The 15,126-nt window shown below is 67.7% G+C and carries 9 protein-coding genes; 7 read left to right on the forward strand and 2 right to left on the reverse strand.

What is annotated here, in order from left to right:
• Window positions 1–31 precede the first annotated feature (31 nt).
• Window positions 32–985, reverse strand: coding sequence for a ring-cleaving dioxygenase (locus tag L0976_RS06075; protein WP_203315969.1), 954 nt, complete (start codon window positions 983–985; stop codon window positions 32–34).
• A gap of 389 nt (window positions 986–1,374) precedes the next feature.
• On the opposite strand from L0976_RS06075, the gene L0976_RS06080 reads away from it, so the two are divergent.
• From L0976_RS06080 to L0976_RS06095, 4 genes are all read left to right on the forward strand, one after another.
• A complete protein-coding gene (locus tag L0976_RS06080) occupies window positions 1,375–3,699 on the forward strand; it encodes a methyl-accepting chemotaxis protein (protein WP_234186529.1) in 2,325 nt (774 codons plus the stop codon).
• Between the two features lie 528 nt (window positions 3,700–4,227).
• Window positions 4,228–5,298 (forward strand): efflux RND transporter periplasmic adaptor subunit, encoded by a 1,071-nt coding sequence (locus tag L0976_RS06085; RefSeq protein WP_234186530.1) that lies wholly within the window; start codon window positions 4,228–4,230, stop codon window positions 5,296–5,298.
• A complete protein-coding gene (locus L0976_RS06090; protein ID WP_234186531.1) occupies window positions 5,295–6,368 on the forward strand; it encodes an efflux RND transporter periplasmic adaptor subunit in 1,074 nt (357 codons plus the stop codon). The genes L0976_RS06085 and L0976_RS06090 overlap by 4 nt, the downstream gene beginning before the upstream one ends.
• A complete protein-coding gene (locus L0976_RS06095) occupies window positions 6,365–9,457 on the forward strand; it encodes an efflux RND transporter permease subunit (protein ID WP_234186532.1) in 3,093 nt (1,030 codons plus the stop codon). Before L0976_RS06090 ends, L0976_RS06095 begins: the two co-directional genes overlap by 4 nt.
• A 207-nt stretch (window positions 9,458–9,664) precedes the next feature.
• Here the strand turns inward: L0976_RS06095 and cysQ are convergent, their stop codons facing one another.
• Window positions 9,665–10,480, reverse strand: coding sequence for a 3'(2'),5'-bisphosphate nucleotidase CysQ (gene cysQ, locus L0976_RS06100; RefSeq protein WP_370643589.1), 816 nt, complete (start codon window positions 10,478–10,480; stop codon window positions 9,665–9,667).
• A 154-nt stretch (window positions 10,481–10,634) separates the two neighbouring features.
• Between cysQ and L0976_RS06105 the strand changes: the two genes are divergently transcribed.
• Genes L0976_RS06105 through L0976_RS06115 form a run of 3 tightly spaced genes read left to right on the forward strand, consistent with a single transcriptional unit; the run spans window position 10,635 to window position 15,123 of the window.
• A complete protein-coding gene (locus L0976_RS06105) occupies window positions 10,635–11,885 on the forward strand; it encodes a sarcosine oxidase subunit beta family protein (RefSeq protein WP_234186533.1) in 1,251 nt (416 codons plus the stop codon).
• An 8-nt stretch (window positions 11,886–11,893) separates the two neighbouring features.
• Complete coding sequence (locus L0976_RS06110; RefSeq protein WP_234186534.1) at window positions 11,894–12,169, forward strand: sarcosine oxidase subunit delta; 276 nt, start codon at window positions 11,894–11,896, stop codon at window positions 12,167–12,169.
• Window positions 12,166–15,123: a sarcosine oxidase subunit alpha family protein gene (locus L0976_RS06115; RefSeq protein ID WP_234186535.1), complete on the forward strand. Its 2,958-nt coding sequence runs from the start codon at window positions 12,166–12,168 to the stop codon at window positions 15,121–15,123. The genes L0976_RS06110 and L0976_RS06115 overlap by 4 nt, the downstream gene beginning before the upstream one ends.
• Window positions 15,124–15,126 lie beyond the last annotated feature (3 nt).

Below are 15,126 nucleotides of genomic sequence, written 5' to 3' on the forward strand. Positions count from 1 at the left end.
ACGGGATTGTCGCGCCGGGGTTCGGGTCAGGTTATGCGAGCGGCTTCAGCCGGGCCTCGATCTGCGCGCGGCGCGGCTCAAGGAAGGGCGGCAGCGACAGGCTCTCGCCGAGGGTTTCGAGCGGTTCGTCGACGGCGAAGCCGGGGCCGTCCGTGGCGATCTCGAAGAGGATGCCGTTCGGCTCGCGGAAATAGAGCGAGCGGAAATAGAAGCGCTCGACCTCGCCGCTCGACGGCAGGCGGAAGCCGCGCAGGCGCTCCGTCCAGGCGTGCAGCGCCTCGACATCCGGGGCGCGGAAGGCGACGTGGTGCACGGCGCCCGCGCCCTGGTGGGCGGCCGGAAGATCCGGCTCGACGGCGACATGCAGTTCCGCTGCGGGGCCGCCGTCGCCCATCGAGAAGACGTGGACATCGCCGGCGCCGTCCGGGTTCGGATAGGTCGAGGTCTCATTCATGTTCATCACCTCGGTGAGCACGATCTCCGTATTGCGGATGTCGGGCACGCTGAGGGTGATGGGGCCGAGGCCCTTGATCTGGTGTTCGGCCGGAACCGGGCTCTTTTCCCAGGGATTGGCCGGCGCCCCGGCCTCGTCTACCGTCAGGCGGAAGCGCTGGCCTTCGCCGTCCTCGAAGTCGAGCGTCGCCCGGCCGCCGACATCGCGGATCCCGCCGGCCTTGACCTTCAGGTCGGCGAAGCGGTCCTTCCACCATTCGAGGGTGGCGAGGGTGGCGACACGCAGGCCCGTGCGGGAGACGCTGTGCGTGCCGCGCCGCTCGTGGCCGACGGGCCAGTCGAAGAAGGTGAGGTCCGTGCCCGGCGAGGCGAGCCCGTCGGCATAGAAGAGATGGTAGGCGCTGGTATCGTCCTGGTTGACGGTCTTCTTGACGAGGCGAAGGCCGAGCACCTGCGTATAGAAGCGCAGGTTCTCCGGCGCGTTCGCGGTGATCGCCGTCAGGTGGTGGATGCCTGTAAGCTGCTGGGTCATGATGGCTCCTCTCCCGGATATTTCCGGGGCGTTCGCACGCTTGCCCCGCTTCCGGGGCCTTGCATTGAGGCAAATATCGCCCCTCGTCCCCGTTTGCGGAAGATCGGCCGGGACGAACGGATCGTTCACTATTGCTGAACGGCCGGAAATGCGTGCCGTGGGACGGTCATGGCCTTCGATTCCCTCGAAAACGGCCCCGCAAGAGCGGTTTTTCCGTCTTCTCCGCGTTCCGGAGGGCGGTTCATTCGAATTTTATCGTTTCATAAACCAGTGCGTGCCACGCTGCCTGTCTGCGAAATGACTTCGTCTCTGTAACGCCGCGCCAATCGGCATGTTCCGCCATTTCTGATTGCCGGCGCGGACCCGTGCCGGGTGCAAGGAGACGTTTCATGCTGCCAAGGACTGCGACTGCCCGGAACATGTTCGCCATCGTGGCGGCAGGTGTCGCTACCACTGTCGCGACGGCGGGCGTTCTGCTCTGGCTGTCCTACCGAGCCGTCGAGGAACGGTCGATCTCGGAAATGGTGAACGCGGCGGAGGCGAGCGCCGGCAAGGTCGATACCTACTTCGCCAAGGTCAAGGCGCTGAGCTTGAACATGCGCTCGACGCTCTATGCGATGAAGGCGACGGGCGCGCCGAGCCGCGAGACGATGAACGGCATCTTCGACCGCCTGATGGCCGACAATCCCTTCGCGCTCGGCGTCAGCACCGGCTGGGAGCCGAATGCCTTCGACGGCAAGGACGAGGCATACAGGAACGCGCCCGGCCATGACGCGACGGGCCGATACATCCCCTATTTCGTCCGCAACGACGGCAAGGTCGGCATGGAGGCGCTGGTCGACTACGACAAGCCCGGTCCCGGCGACTACTACCAGGTGCCGAAGGCGACCGGAAAGGACTTCCTGACCGAGCCCTACAGCTATGTCATCGGCGGCAAGAACGTGCTGATGACCTCCTTCATGGTGCCGCTGATGTTCGACGGCGCGTTCCAGGGCGAGACGGGCGTCGACATCGCGCTCGATGCGCTTGCCGCCGACATGGCGAGCCTCAAGCCGCTGGGCGAGGGCTATGTCGCGCTGCTGAGCCAGGGCGGCAGCATCATCAGCCATCCCGACCAGGCGACGCTCGGCAAGACGCTGGCCGATTCCGGCCTCGACGCGGCGGCCTGGCAGGCGCTGATCGCCAACCCGGAAAAGGCGATGGAGATCAAGGATGCGGGCGGCGTCCCGTCCATCGTGGTCGCGGTGCCCGTGCCGCTTGCGCCGGGAACGACCTGGTTCACCGTGGTTTCGGTGCCGAAGTCGGTGCTCTTTGCCAATCTCTCCGCCCTCGCCATCACGTCCATCGTGGTGATCGCCGGTGCCGCCGGCCTGATGATCGCGATCGGCTGGCTGCTGGCGGCGCGCTTCCGCAAGCGCCTCGACAAGGTCATCGCGGCGACGAGCGCCATTGCCGGCGGCCGCACGGATGTCGACCTTTCGGAATCGGAGCACCAGGACGAGATCGGCGAGATGGCCCGTTCGCTCGCCGTGCTGCGCGATGCGACGCTCGCCAAGGTGCGGCTGGAAGGCGAAGCCGAGCAGAACCGCGCGCTGACGGAGGAAGAGCGGCGCCAGCGCGCCGAGGAGGCGGCCGAGCGCGAACACCAGACGCGGGTTGCGGTCGAAGCGCTGGCCGAGGGCCTGCAGAGGCTCGCGGACGGCGACATGACGCACCGCATCGAGCAAGCCTTTGCCGGCTCGCTCGATCAGGTCCGCCAGGACTTCAACGCTTCCGTCGAAAAGCTTCAGTCGGCGCTTCGCTCGGTCGGCAGCAATGCCAATGCGATCGGCGCGGGCTCGGCGGAGATCCGCTCGGCTTCCGACGATCTTGCCAAGCGCACCGAGCAGCAGGCGGCTTCCGTCGAGGAGACCGCGGCGGCGCTGGAGGAGATCACCACCTCGCTCAAGGATGCGACCAAGCGCGCGGAGGATGCCGGCCAGCTCGTCGAGCGCACCCGCGTCGGCGCCGAGAAGTCCGGTGAAGTCGTGCGCCGGGCGGTGGACGCGATGAGCGGCATCGAGACGTCCTCGCGGGAAATCTCCAACATCATCGGCGTGATCGACGAGATCGCCTTCCAGACGAACCTCCTGGCGCTGAATGCCGGCGTGGAAGCCGCGCGCGCAGGGGAGGCCGGCAAGGGCTTTGCCGTCGTCGCGCAGGAAGTGCGCGAACTCGCCCAGCGTTCGGCCAATGCCGCCAAGGAGATCAAGGCGCTCATCACCAAGTCCGGCGAGCAGGTGCATCTCGGCGTCGCGCTTGTCGGCGAGACCGGGTCGGCGCTTTCGGAAATCGTCAACCAGGTGCAGGAGATCGACCAGAACGTCGCGGCGATCGTGCGGTCCGCGCGCGAGCAGTCGACGGGCCTCAACGAGATCAGCTCGGCCGTCAACTCCATCGACCAGGGCACGCAGAAGAATGCGGCCATGGTAGAGGAGCAGACGGCAGCGAGCCACGCGCTGGCGACCGAAGCGGCGGCACTGAACGATCTCATCGCGCAGTTCCAGCTCGGCACGCGCGTCACCGTCAACCGAACCGTCGCGGCCGCTCCCGCCGAACAACGCCCTGCGGCATCCGGCGCGCGGGCGCTCGGCAACAAGCTTGCCCGCGCCTTCGGCGGCGCAGGGCAGGCTGCCGCGGCGAATGCGGCGGCGCAGGACTGGGAAGAGTTCTGAGGCGTATCATCCTGGATTAGAAAGGAGGGCAGTCCGGCAGGGCTGCCCTTTTTTGCTGCGCTCAAGTTTTGTGCGTTGCCCGGCTTTTGAACAAATCCGTTACGCCGACTGCCATGCGTGCCGAAGGGCTGGTCTTCCAACGTATTGAAATAATTTACTTATGTGATCCAGTTCCAGTCTGGCACGGTTCCTGCTTTTCTATGGGAGGTCCAGAGGGGACCAGGATAGAAGCGCCGGCAAACGGCGCTCCGAAAAAGCCGTCGCGCAGCCGCAGAGGAACACCAACGTTTCCGCGCTGCCGGCGGCTTTCTTGTCGTGCTGGCGGCGAGGGGCAGCCAGGTTCCTGAAACATATGATTCATCACATTTCCCCGCCGCCGGGCCTTCCCCGATTGGCTTTTCGCGTGGACTCCGCCACACTCGCCCGCGGCATGTTCAAAGTCTGATGGTACGGCGGCTTGCCAGTCTGCTCTTCGCGATATAATGAGGACCCACATTAAAATGGGTTTCTGCAACGGTGGAGACGACGATGACCCGATCGGGCGGAATGATGCTGGCGGCGCTCCTGCTGTCTGCCACGGCGATACCGGCGCTTGCCGACGGCCTGGCGCGGCCGGTGCGCACGGCGCCGGTGCACTTCGAGGAGCGCGAGCAGACGGTCACCATCACCGGCGAGGTGGTGGCCCGCGTCGAGACGGACCTGTCCTTCCGCGTCGGCGGGCGCATCACCGGCTGGTTCGTCGATGTGGGCGATGCGGTGAAGGAAGGCCAGGTGATGGCGCGTCTCGATCCGGAGGAGCAGAGGGCGGACGTGGAGGCCGCGGAAGCGGGCGTTCGCGCCGCCGAAGCCCAGCTCAAGCTGGCCCGCGCCAATTTCGACCGCCAGAAATCCCTTCTCAACGACGGCATCAGCACGCGGCGCGATTTCGATGACGCCGAGACCGCGCTGCGCACCGCCGAGAGCGCCCGGGAGGCGTCCATCGCCCAGCGCGACACGGCGAAGGAAGTGCTTTCCTACACGGAACTGCGTGCACCGGCCGACGGCATCGTGACCGCGCGCCTCGCGGAGGCCGGGCAGGTGGCGCAGGCGGCGCAGGTCATGTTCACCATCGCCGACAACGGCGCGCGCGACGCCGTCTTCAACGTCTACGAATCGCTGTTCTTCGCGCAGCCCTCGAAGGACGGGGTGATCGTCACGCTGCTCAGCGACGACAGGGTGCGCACGACCGGCCATGTGCGCGAGGTCTCGCCGACCATCGACACGCAGACGGGCACGGTGCGGGTGAAGGTGGCCATGGACCGGACGCCGCCGGAAATGACGCTCGGGGCTTCCGTGGTCGGCGTCGGCGCGCTGGCGCCCCGCCGGGTCGCGCTCGTGCCCTGGCAGGCGCTTTCCGGCATCGGCAGCACCCCGGCGCTCTGGGTCGTCGACAAGGCGAACAGCACGGTGAGCCTGCGCCCGGTGGAGGTCCTTTCCTTCGAGACCGGCTCGGCGATGGTTTCCGGCGGGATCGAGGAAGGGGAAATCTATGTCGCCGACGGCACCAAGCTCCTGCGGCCCGGCCAGACCGTTACCCTGACCGAAGGAGTCGCCGAATGAGGATGTCCGTTCCCACGGCGCTTGCCGTCGCCGCCGCCATGGCGCTTGCCGGCTGCAAGAAGGAGGAGGAGGCGGCCGCGCCGCCGCGGCCGGTGCTCTCGCTGGTCGTCAAGCCCACGGCGCTGCCGGGCACGCGGTTCGCCGGCACGGTGCAGGCGAGGGTGCAGGCCGCGCTCGGCTCGCGCGTCGCCGGCCGCCTCGTCTCCCGTACCGTCCATGTCGGCGACCTCGTCAAGAAGGGCGACGCGCTCGCCGTGCTCGACGCGACGGCCTACGAACTGGCCGTCCGCTCCGCGCGCGCCGAGCTCTCCAGCGCCGAGGCGACGCTTGCAAGCGCCATCGCCAACCAGGATCGGCAGAAAACCCTGCTCCAGTCCAATGCCGCGGCCAAGGCGGCCGTCGAGAGCGCCGAACAGACCCGCGAGGCGGCGGATGCCGGCGTGACGCGGGCGCGCACGGCGCTGGTGAAGGCCGAAGAGCAGCTCTCCTATACCCGCATCCTCGCCGAATTCGACGGCGTCGTGGTCGCGACGGGCGCCGAGGTGGGCCAGACGGTCTCGCCCGGCGAGGCCATCGTCACCGTTGCCCGGCCGGACGAGCGCGATGCGGTCGTCGACATTCCCGAGACGGCGGAGGGCATCTCCGCCGGCAGCCGGTTCCTCGTCTCGCTGCAGATCAATCCCGCCGTCACCGTCAAGGGAACGGTGCGCGAGGTCGCGCCCTCGGCGGATGCCGTGACGCGCACGCGCCGCGTCAAGATCGCGCTGGAAGACCCGCCGGACACCGTCCGGCTCGGCACGACAATCACCGCCGAGCTCGAGGGACCCGACCTCACGGCCTTCATGGTGCCGGAAACGGCGCTGGTCCGGAAGGACGACAAGCCGCATGTCTGGCTGGTCGATGCGGGCAAGGGCGAGGTGCATCTCGTGCCCGTCGAGACCGGCGCGACGGCCGGGCGGTCGCTGGCCGTGACCGAAGGCCTGAAGGAGGGCGACCGCGTCGTCACCGCCGGCGTGAACAGCCTTGAAGAAGGCCAGAAAGTGAAGATCGAGGACGAGGCAAGCCTATGAAGAAGTTCAACCTTTCGGACTGGGCGCTCGAACATGCTTCGCTCGTCTGGTACTTCATGATCGTCTTCGCGCTGCTCGGTTTCTTCACCTACCAGAATCTCGGCCGCGAAGAGGATCCGTCCTTCGTCATCAAGACGATGACGATCAGCGCGGCCTGGCCCGGCGCCTCCGTCGAGGAGACGACGCGGCAGGTGACCGAGCGCATCGAGCGCAAGCTGGAAGAACTGGAATCGCTCGATTTCAGCCGCAGCATCACGACGCCCGGCCAGACGCTCGTCTTCGTCAACCTGAAGCCGACGACCCGCGCGCGCGACGTCGCGCCGACCTGGCTTACCGTCCGCAACATGATCAACGACATTCGCGGGGAGTTTCCCTCGGGGGTCATCGGGCCGGCCTTCAACGACCGCTTCGGCGACGTCTTCGGCAATATCTACGCCTTCACCGCGGACGGGCTCACCCCCCGGCAGCTTCGCGACTATGTCGAGGACGCGCGCCGGCGCGTCCTGACGGTGCCGAATATCGGCAAGGTCGACCTCATCGGCGCGCAGGACGAGGTGATCTATCTCGAATTCTCGACGCGCCAGCTCGCCGCGCTCGGCATTTCCACCCAGCAGGTCGTCGCCACGCTGCAGGCGCAGAACGCGATTTCGCCCTCCGGCGTCGTGCAGGGCGACGGCGAGCGCGTCGCCGTGCGGGTCGGCGGGCAGTTCAGCTCCGAGGAAAGCCTTCGCGAGGTGAACCTGCGCGTCAACAACCGCTTCTTCCGCCTCAGCGACATCGCGACCATCACCCGCGGCTACCAGGATCCGCCGTCGGCGCTCTTCCGCTTCAACGGCGAGCCGGCCATCGGCCTTGCCATCGGCATGAAGCAGGGCTCGAACCTGCTGGAGTTCGGCGCGGCGGTGGAGAAGGAGATCGAGCAGCTTTCGAACGAACTGCCTGTCGGCGTCGACGTGCACCTCGTCTCCGACCAGCCGAAGGTGGTGGAGGAGGCCGTTTCCGGCTTCACCCGCGCGCTCTTCGAGGCGGTCGCCATCGTTCTCATCGTCAGCTTCATCAGCCTCGGCCTTCGGGCCGGGCTCGTCGTGGCGCTCTCCATCCCGCTGACGCTCGGCATCACCTTCGTCTTCATGTATTACGACGACATATCGCTGCAACGCGTGTCGCTCGGGGCCCTGATCATCGCGCTCGGCCTTCTGGTCGACGACGCCATGATCGCCGTCGAGATGATGGTGGCGCGGCTGGAGGCGGGCGATTCGCTGCGCAAGGCGGCGACCTACGTCTACACCTCCACCGCCTTCCCGATGCTGACCGGCACGCTGGTGACGGTGGCAGGCTTCATCCCGATCGGCCTCAACAACAGCGCGGCCGGCGAGTTCACCTTCAGCCTCTTCGTCGTCATCGCCATCTCGCTCGTCGTCTCCTGGGTGGTCGCGGTCGTCTTCACGCCGCTGCTCGGCGTCACGATCCTGCCGAAGAGCATGAAGAAGCATCACGAGCAGAAGGGCTGGTTCGCCCGCACCTTCGCGCGCATCCTCGATGTCTGCATGCGCTGGAAGTGGACGACCATCGTGGCGACCGTGCTCGTCTTCTGCGTCTCGGTCTTCGGCATGCGCTTCGTGCAGGAGCAGTTCTTCCCCTCGTCGGACCGGCCGGAACTGGTCATCGACTGGGCGCTGCCGCAGAACGCCTCGATTGCCGAGACCAATGCGCAGATCGCCAAGCTCGAGGAGGAAAAGCTCAAGGGCAATCCGGATATCGAGCGGTGGTCCTCCTATGTCGGCGAGGGCGCGGTGCGCTTCCTGCTGTCCTTCGACGTGCAGCCGCCCTCGCCGGCCTTCGGCCAGACGGTCATCGTCAGCAAGGACCTGGAGGCGCGCGACCGCCTGAAGGCGGATCTGGAGGCATACCTGCGCACGACGTTCGTCGGCACGGACGCGCTCGTCAAGCTGCTCGACATCGGCCCGCCGGTCGGCCGGCCGATCCAGTACCGCGTCAGCGGCCCCGACATCCAGGAGGTGCGCAAGCAGGCGCTCGCCTTCGGCGAGCTCCTCGGCGGCAACGACCGGCTCGGCGACATCGTCTACGACTGGAACGAGCCGGCGCGCGTGGTGAAGGTCGACGTGCTGCAGGACAAGGCGCGCCAGCTCGGCGTGACCTCGCAGGACATTTCCTCGGCGCTGAACGGCGTCGTCGGCGGAACGACCGTCACGCAGATCCGCGACGACGTCTACCTGATCGACGTCATCGGCCGGGCGAGGGCGAGCGAGCGCCAGTCCATCGAGACGCTGCGCCAGCTCCAGCTCCCCACGGCGAACGGCACGTCGGTGCCGCTCGCGGCCGTCGCGAATTTCCGCTACGAGATGGAGCAGCCGGTCGTCTGGCGCCGCTCGCGCCAGCCCACCATCACCGTCAAGGCGAGCATCACCGGCGGCGTGCAGCCGGCGACCATCGTCTCGCAGATGGAAAAGGACGTCGGCAGCTTCCGGCAAAGCCTGCCATCCGGCTACAGCATCGACGTCGGCGGTTCCGTCGAGGAAAGCGCCAACAGCCAGGCGCCGATCGTCGCCGTCGTTCCGCTGATGCTCTTCGCCATGGCGACGATCCTGATGCTGCAGCTCCAGAGCTTCTCGCGGCTCTTCCTCGTCTTCGCGGTGGCGCCGCTGGCGCTCATCGGGGTGGTCATAGCCCTCCTCGGCAGCGGAGCGCCGCTCGGCTTCGTCGCGATCCTCGGGGTGCTGGCGCTCATCGGCATCCTCATCCGCAACTCGGTCATCCTCGTCGTGCAGATCGAGGACCTGAGGCGGGAGGGCATGCATGCCTGGGATGCGGTGCGCGAGGCGACGGAGCACCGTATGCGGCCAATCATGCTGACGGCGGCGGCGGCAAGCCTGGCGCTCATTCCCATCTCGCGCGAGGTGTTCTGGGGCCCGATGGCCTATGCCATGATGGGCGGCATCATCGTCGGCACGGTGCTGACGCTGCTCTTCCTGCCGGCGCTCTACGTCGCCTGGTTCCGCATCAAGCCGGAGGACAGGGAAGGGGAGGCGCCTGCGCCCGACCCCGTCGAGCCGCTTCCGGCGGCGTGACGTGTGCGGTGCGACTGAGTGTGTCAATTGCTAAGCCTCACCTGCGAGGCGTGAAGTGCGCGCCAGGCGTGACTCGCGTCGCCACGACCGCACCCTCCCTCTTCCGTCATGCCCGGGCTTGACCCGAGCATCTGCAACGTCGCGGTTTTCAATGCGTTGGCAAATCCTCGGCACAAGGCCGAGGATGACGACGTTGGAGCTGCTTCGTCAGTTTCCCCCGCCGGAGCTCCACCCTGTTCTTGCGGCTATGAAGTTCGGGTTGGCGAAATCCGCGTCGTGCGCCTGGTTGCGCTTGCCGTAGGCGAGCGGCTGGCCGTCGAGCGTCCGCGTCTCGCCGCCGGCGGCACGCAGCACGGCGTCGCCGGCCGCCGTATCCCATTCCATCGTGCGGCTGAAGCGGGGATAGACGTCGGCGAGGCCCTCGGCGACGAGGCAGAATTTCAGCGACGAGCCGATGGCCGTGCAGGCGCCGATGCCATGCGCATCGAGGAAGCGCGCCGTCTCGGGCGTGTCGTGCGAGCGGCTGGCGACGGCCGTCAATACGCTGCCGCGGCCGCGACAGCCGATCGTCTGGCGTTCGCCAATCGTGCTGCCGGCGACGGTGAAGCGTTCCGCCCGGCCGTCCACTGCCGTAAAGCCGCTCGAAAGCGCCGGCGCGTAGACGATGCCGGCGACCGGAACACCTTTCCGGACAAGGGCGATATTGACCGTGAACTCGCTGCGCCCGGCGACGAACTCCCTGGTGCCGTCGAGCGGATCGACGAGGAAGAACAGCCCGCCGGAAATATCCGGTATGAGGCCGGCGGCGACCGCCTCCTCCGCGACGACCGGAACGGTGGGGAAATGCTGGCGCAAGGCAGCGAGGATCACCCGCTCGGCCTCCTCGTCGGCTTCCGTCACCGGGGAACGGTCCGGCTTGTAGTGGACATCCGGCCCGGCGGCATGGACGGCCATGATGGCGCGGCCGGCGGCCAGCGCCGCGCTTTCCATCACCTGCTTCAACTCTTCCGCTTCGATCTGCATGGTCCGATGGATTAGCCCCGCGCCGAGGCGAAAGCAATGTCGTGTGCCGCCGCAGCGATGTGGAAAGATCCGCCGTCGAGGGGGCTGCGACGCTCTCCCGACTTGCCGTTTGTAATGCATATGCGAATGTGGGGCGACTGATCCGGGATTTCGCATGCGCTACTCCGCCCTTTCCATCCTGAAACAAGCCTTTGCCGGAAACCTCGGCTGGAAGCCCGCCTGGCGGGAGCCGCAGCCGAAGCCGCATTACGACGTGATCATCGTCGGCGGCGGCGGGCATGGCCTCGCCACGGCCTATTACCTCGCCAAGGAATTCGGCGTGCGCAACGTCGCGGTGGTGGAAAAGGGCTATCTCGGCTCCGGCAATGTCGGCCGCAACACGACCATCGTGCGCTCCAACTACATGCTGCCCGGCAACGAGCCGTTCTACGAATTCTCCCTGAAGCTCTGGGAAGGGCTGGAGCGGGAGCTGAACTACAATGTGATGTTCTCGCAGCGCGGCATCATCAACCTCTATCACAATGACGGCCAGCGCGATCAGTACATCCGGCGCGGCAACGCCATGATGATGGAGGGCGTGGCGGCCGAACTGCTCGACCGCGAGACGCTGAGGAAGATGATGCCCTTCCTGAATTTCGACCATGCCCGCTTCCCGATCATGGGCGGCCTCCTGCAGCGGCGTGCGGGAACGGCGCGGCACGATGCGGTCGCCTGGGGTTTTGCGCGCGGGGCGGACCGGCTCGGCGTCGATCTCATCCAGAACTGCGAGGTGACGGGCATCCGCCGCGAGAACGGCGCTGTCACCGGCGTGGAGACGACGAAGGGGTTCATCGGCTGCAACAAGCTGGCGCTGGCCGCCGCCGGCAACACCTCCCGTGTCGGCGAGATGGCCGGGCTGAAGCTGCCGCTCGAAAGCCATGTGCTGCAGGCCTTCGTGACGGAGGGGCTGAAGCCCTGCCTCGACCATGTCGTCACCTATGGCGCGGGCCATTTCTACATTTCCCAGTCCGACAAGGGCGGGCTGGTCTTCGGCGCGGAGATCGACGGCTATTCCTCCTATGCCCAGCGCGGCAATCTTGCGACGGTGGAGCATGTGATGGAGGAGGGGGTGGCGATGATCCCGGGCCTTTCCCGCGTGCGGGTGCTGCGCGCCTGGGGCGGCGTCATGGACATGTCGATGGACGGCTCGCCGATCATCGACCGCACGCCCGTCGACAACCTCTATCTCAACTGCGGCTGGTGCTACGGCGGCTTCAAGGCGACGCCCGCCTCCGGCTTCTGCTTCGCGCATCTCATCGCCCGGGACGAGAGCCATCATGTGGCGCGCGCGCTGCGGCTCGACCGGTTCGAGCGCGGTTTCCCGATCGACGAGGCGGGTGCCGGCACCCAGCCCAACCTGCATTGAGTCGAGCCATGGCGAGCCTGATTTCCTGTCCGCACTGCGGTAGCCGCCCCAAGGAAGAATTCTCCATTCGTGGCGATGCGACGCCCATCCGTCCCGCGCCGATGGCCGATGACGAGGCGTGGCACGACTATGTGCATGTGCGCGCCAACCCGCGCGGGCGCATCCGCGAGCACTGGCAGCACGTCGCCGGCTGCCGGCGCTGGCTGGTGGTGGAACGGGACAACTTCACCCACGAGGTCTTTTCCGTGATGGATGCCGCGGCCGGGCGGGGAGGGGTGTCATGACGGGCTATCGCCTTTCCTCGGGCGGGCTCGTCGACCGCAGCCATGCCGTCAGCTTCTCTTTCGACGGCGCAAGCCTTTCCGGCCATGCCGGCGATACGCTCGCCTCGGCGCTGCTCGCCAATGACCGGCTGCTGGTCGGCCGCAGCTTCAAGTACCATCGCCCGCGCGGCATCGTGACGGCCGGTCCCTCCGAGCCGAACGCGCTCGTCACCATCGGCAGCGGCGTGCGGCGCGATCCGAACACCAGGGCGACGGTCGCCGAACTCCATGACGGCCTCGTCGCCACGAGCCAGAACCGCTGGCCGAGCCTTGCCCGCGACATCGGCGCGGTGAACGACCTGATGTCGCGGTTCCTTTCGGCCGGGTTCTACTACAAGACCTTCATGTGGCCGGCCGCCTTCTGGGAGAAGGTCTACGAACCCCTCATCCGCCGCGCCGCCGGCCTCGGACGCACGGCGCTGCCGCGCGACCCCGATTCCTACGAGAAAAGCTGGGCGCATTGCGACCTGCTGGTGGTCGGCTCCGGCCCGGCGGGGCTTGCCGCGGCGCTGGTGGCGGCGCGGGCGGGCCTGCGCGTCATCCTTGCCGAGCAGGATTTCGTTCTCGGCGGGGCCCTGCTCCATGAGACGACGCCGCTTGACGGCGAAGCGCCCTTCGTCTTCGCACGCCGGGCGGCCGACGAGCTTCGCGGCAACCCGAACGTCACCCTCCTGCCGCGCACCACGGTCTTCGGCTGGTACGACGACAACGTCTTCGGCGCCATCGAGCGCGTGCAGAAGCACGGCGCGGCGGTGGATGCGGCGGGGCCAGTGGAGCGCCTGTGGCGCATCGTGGCGAAGCACGCGATCCTCGCCACCGGCGCGGAGGAGCGCCCGCTGGTCTTCGGCGGCAACGACCGGCCGGGCGTGATGATGGCCGGGGCCGTCAGCACCTATGCCAACCGCTTCGGCGTCGCCGCCGGCAAGTCGGTCGCGATCTTCACCAACGGCTCGTCCGGCTATCGCACGGCGGCGGACCTCGTGGCGCAGGGCATCGGCATTGCGGCGCTCGTCGATGCACGGGCAAGTGCTTCGGATGCGGTGCCGGAGGGCGTGCGGCTCATTCGCGGCGGTTCCGTCGTCGACACCAGGGGCCGCCGGCGGGTCCGGGCGATCGTCACGGATCGTGGCGGCTTCGAGGAGCTGATCCCCTGCGATGCCGTTGCCATGTCGGGCGGTTGGAGCCCGGTCATCCATCTTGCCTGCCAGCGCGGCGGCCGGCCGGTCTGGTCGGATGCCTTGCAGGCGTTCCTGGCGCCGGAGGTTGGCCCGGGCCTGGTGACGGCCGGTGCGGCGGCCGGACACTATCGCCTTTCGGAATGCTTCGAGGACGGCGCGCGCAAGGCGTCGGCCATCGCCGAGGCGCTCGGCCGACCGGCCGCCGGCTTCGAGCGGCCTGTCCTCGGGGAGGAGGCCGATCCTTCCTTCACCGCGCTCTGGCATGTGCCCGGCGCGAAATCCAAGGCCTTCGTCGATTTGCAGAACGACGTCCATACCGGGGATCTCGGCCTTGCCGTGCGCGAGGGCTTCGGCCATGTCGAGCATGCCAAGCGCTACACGACGAGCGGCATGGCGACGGACCAGGGCAAGCTCGGCAATATCAACGCGACAGGCATTCTCGCCGCGATGCGCGGCGTGAGCACCGGCGAGGTCGGCACGACGACCTTCCGGCCGTTCTATACGCCCGTCTCCTTCGGCGCGCTCGCCGGCGCCTCCGTCGGCGCGCACGCGATGCCGGCCCGCCGCTCGCCCCTCCATGGCTGGGCGGCGCGCAACGGCGCGGTCTTCATCGATGCGGGGCTGTGGCATCGCGCGTCCTGGTTCCCGAGGGCGGGCGAGAAGACCTGGCGCGAAAGTGTCGACCGCGAGGTGCGGACCGTGCGCGAGAATGCGGGCCTCTGCGACGTCTCGACGCTCGGCAAGATCGAGGTGTTCGGGCCGGATGCCGCCGAGTTCCTCAACCGGATCTATTGCAATCCCATGCTCCGGCTGCCCGTCGGAAAAGCCCGCTACGGCCTGATGCTGCGCGAGGACGGCATGGTCTATGACGACGGCACGGTGAGCCGGCTCGCCGAGGCGCATTTCCTCGTCACCACCACGACGGCCATGGCCGGCGGCGTGCTGTCGCACATGGAATTCGCCGCGCAGGTGCTCTGGCCGGAACTCATCGTGCGCTTCCTTTCCGTTTCCGACCAGTGGGCGCAGATGTCGATCGCCGGGCCGAAGGCGCGAACGATCCTGCAGGCCGTGGTCGAGGACGATATTTCCGATGCTGCGGTTCCGTTCCTTGCGGCGCGCGCGGTGCGCCTCAAGGGCAATCTCAGGGCGCGGCTCTTCCGCATCTCCTTCTCCGGCGAGCTGGCCTACGAGCTGGCGGTGTCGGCCGGCTACGGCGAGGCGGTGGCCGATGCCCTGATGCAGGCGGGCGCGCCGCACGGCATCTGCGCCTATGGCGTCGAGGCGCTCAACGTGCTGCGCATCGAGAAGGGCCACGTCACCCACGCCGAACTCGACGGCCGCGTCACGCCTGACGATGCCGGCCTCGGCCGCATGATGGCGGGCGGCAAGGCGGACTTCATCGGCAAGCGGCTTTCCACCCGCTTCGGCCTGACGGCGGCCGACCGCGCGCAGCTCGTGGGGCTGAGGGCGCTGGAGGCGGACAAGGACCTGCGCGCCGGTGCGCATCTGCTGAAGGACGGCGCCAAGCCCTCGACACTGAACGACCAGGGCTGGGTGAGCTCCGCCTGCTTCTCGCCGACGCTCGGCGGGCACATCGCGCTCGCCTTCCTGAAATCCGGCCGCGAGCGTTACGGCGAGAAGATCGTCGTCTGGGACCGGCTGCGCGGCGTGGAGGCCCTGGCGGAGGTCTGCGACCCGGTCTTCGTCGATCCCGGCAATGCGAAGCTGATGGCGTGAGGT

It is taken from the genome of Shinella sp. NM-101, assembly GCF_021401195.1.
In the GTDB taxonomy this organism is placed as follows: domain Bacteria; phylum Pseudomonadota; class Alphaproteobacteria; order Rhizobiales; family Rhizobiaceae; genus Shinella.

Excerpts from the sequence above, each read along its gene's own strand:
- L0976_RS06115 (WP_234186535.1), top strand. The coding sequence starts at position 12,166 with ATGACGGGCTATCGCCTTTCCTCGGGCGGGCTCGTCGACCGCAGCCAT.
- L0976_RS06090 (WP_234186531.1), top strand. The coding sequence starts at position 5,295 with ATGAGGATGTCCGTTCCCACGGCGCTTGCCGTCGCCGCCGCCATGGCG.
- L0976_RS06105 (WP_234186533.1), top strand. The coding sequence starts at position 10,635 with ATGCGCTACTCCGCCCTTTCCATCCTGAAACAAGCCTTTGCCGGAAAC.
- cysQ (WP_370643589.1), bottom strand. The coding sequence starts at position 10,480 with ATGCAGATCGAAGCGGAAGAGTTGAAGCAGGTGATGGAAAGCGCGGCG.
- L0976_RS06080 (WP_234186529.1), top strand. The coding sequence starts at position 1,375 with ATGCTGCCAAGGACTGCGACTGCCCGGAACATGTTCGCCATCGTGGCG.
- L0976_RS06075 (WP_203315969.1), bottom strand. The coding sequence starts at position 985 with ATGACCCAGCAGCTTACAGGCATCCACCACCTGACGGCGATCACCGCG.
- L0976_RS06110 (WP_234186534.1), top strand. The coding sequence starts at position 11,894 with ATGGCGAGCCTGATTTCCTGTCCGCACTGCGGTAGCCGCCCCAAGGAA.
- L0976_RS06095 (WP_234186532.1), top strand. The coding sequence starts at position 6,365 with ATGAAGAAGTTCAACCTTTCGGACTGGGCGCTCGAACATGCTTCGCTC.
- L0976_RS06085 (WP_234186530.1), top strand. The coding sequence starts at position 4,228 with ATGACCCGATCGGGCGGAATGATGCTGGCGGCGCTCCTGCTGTCTGCC.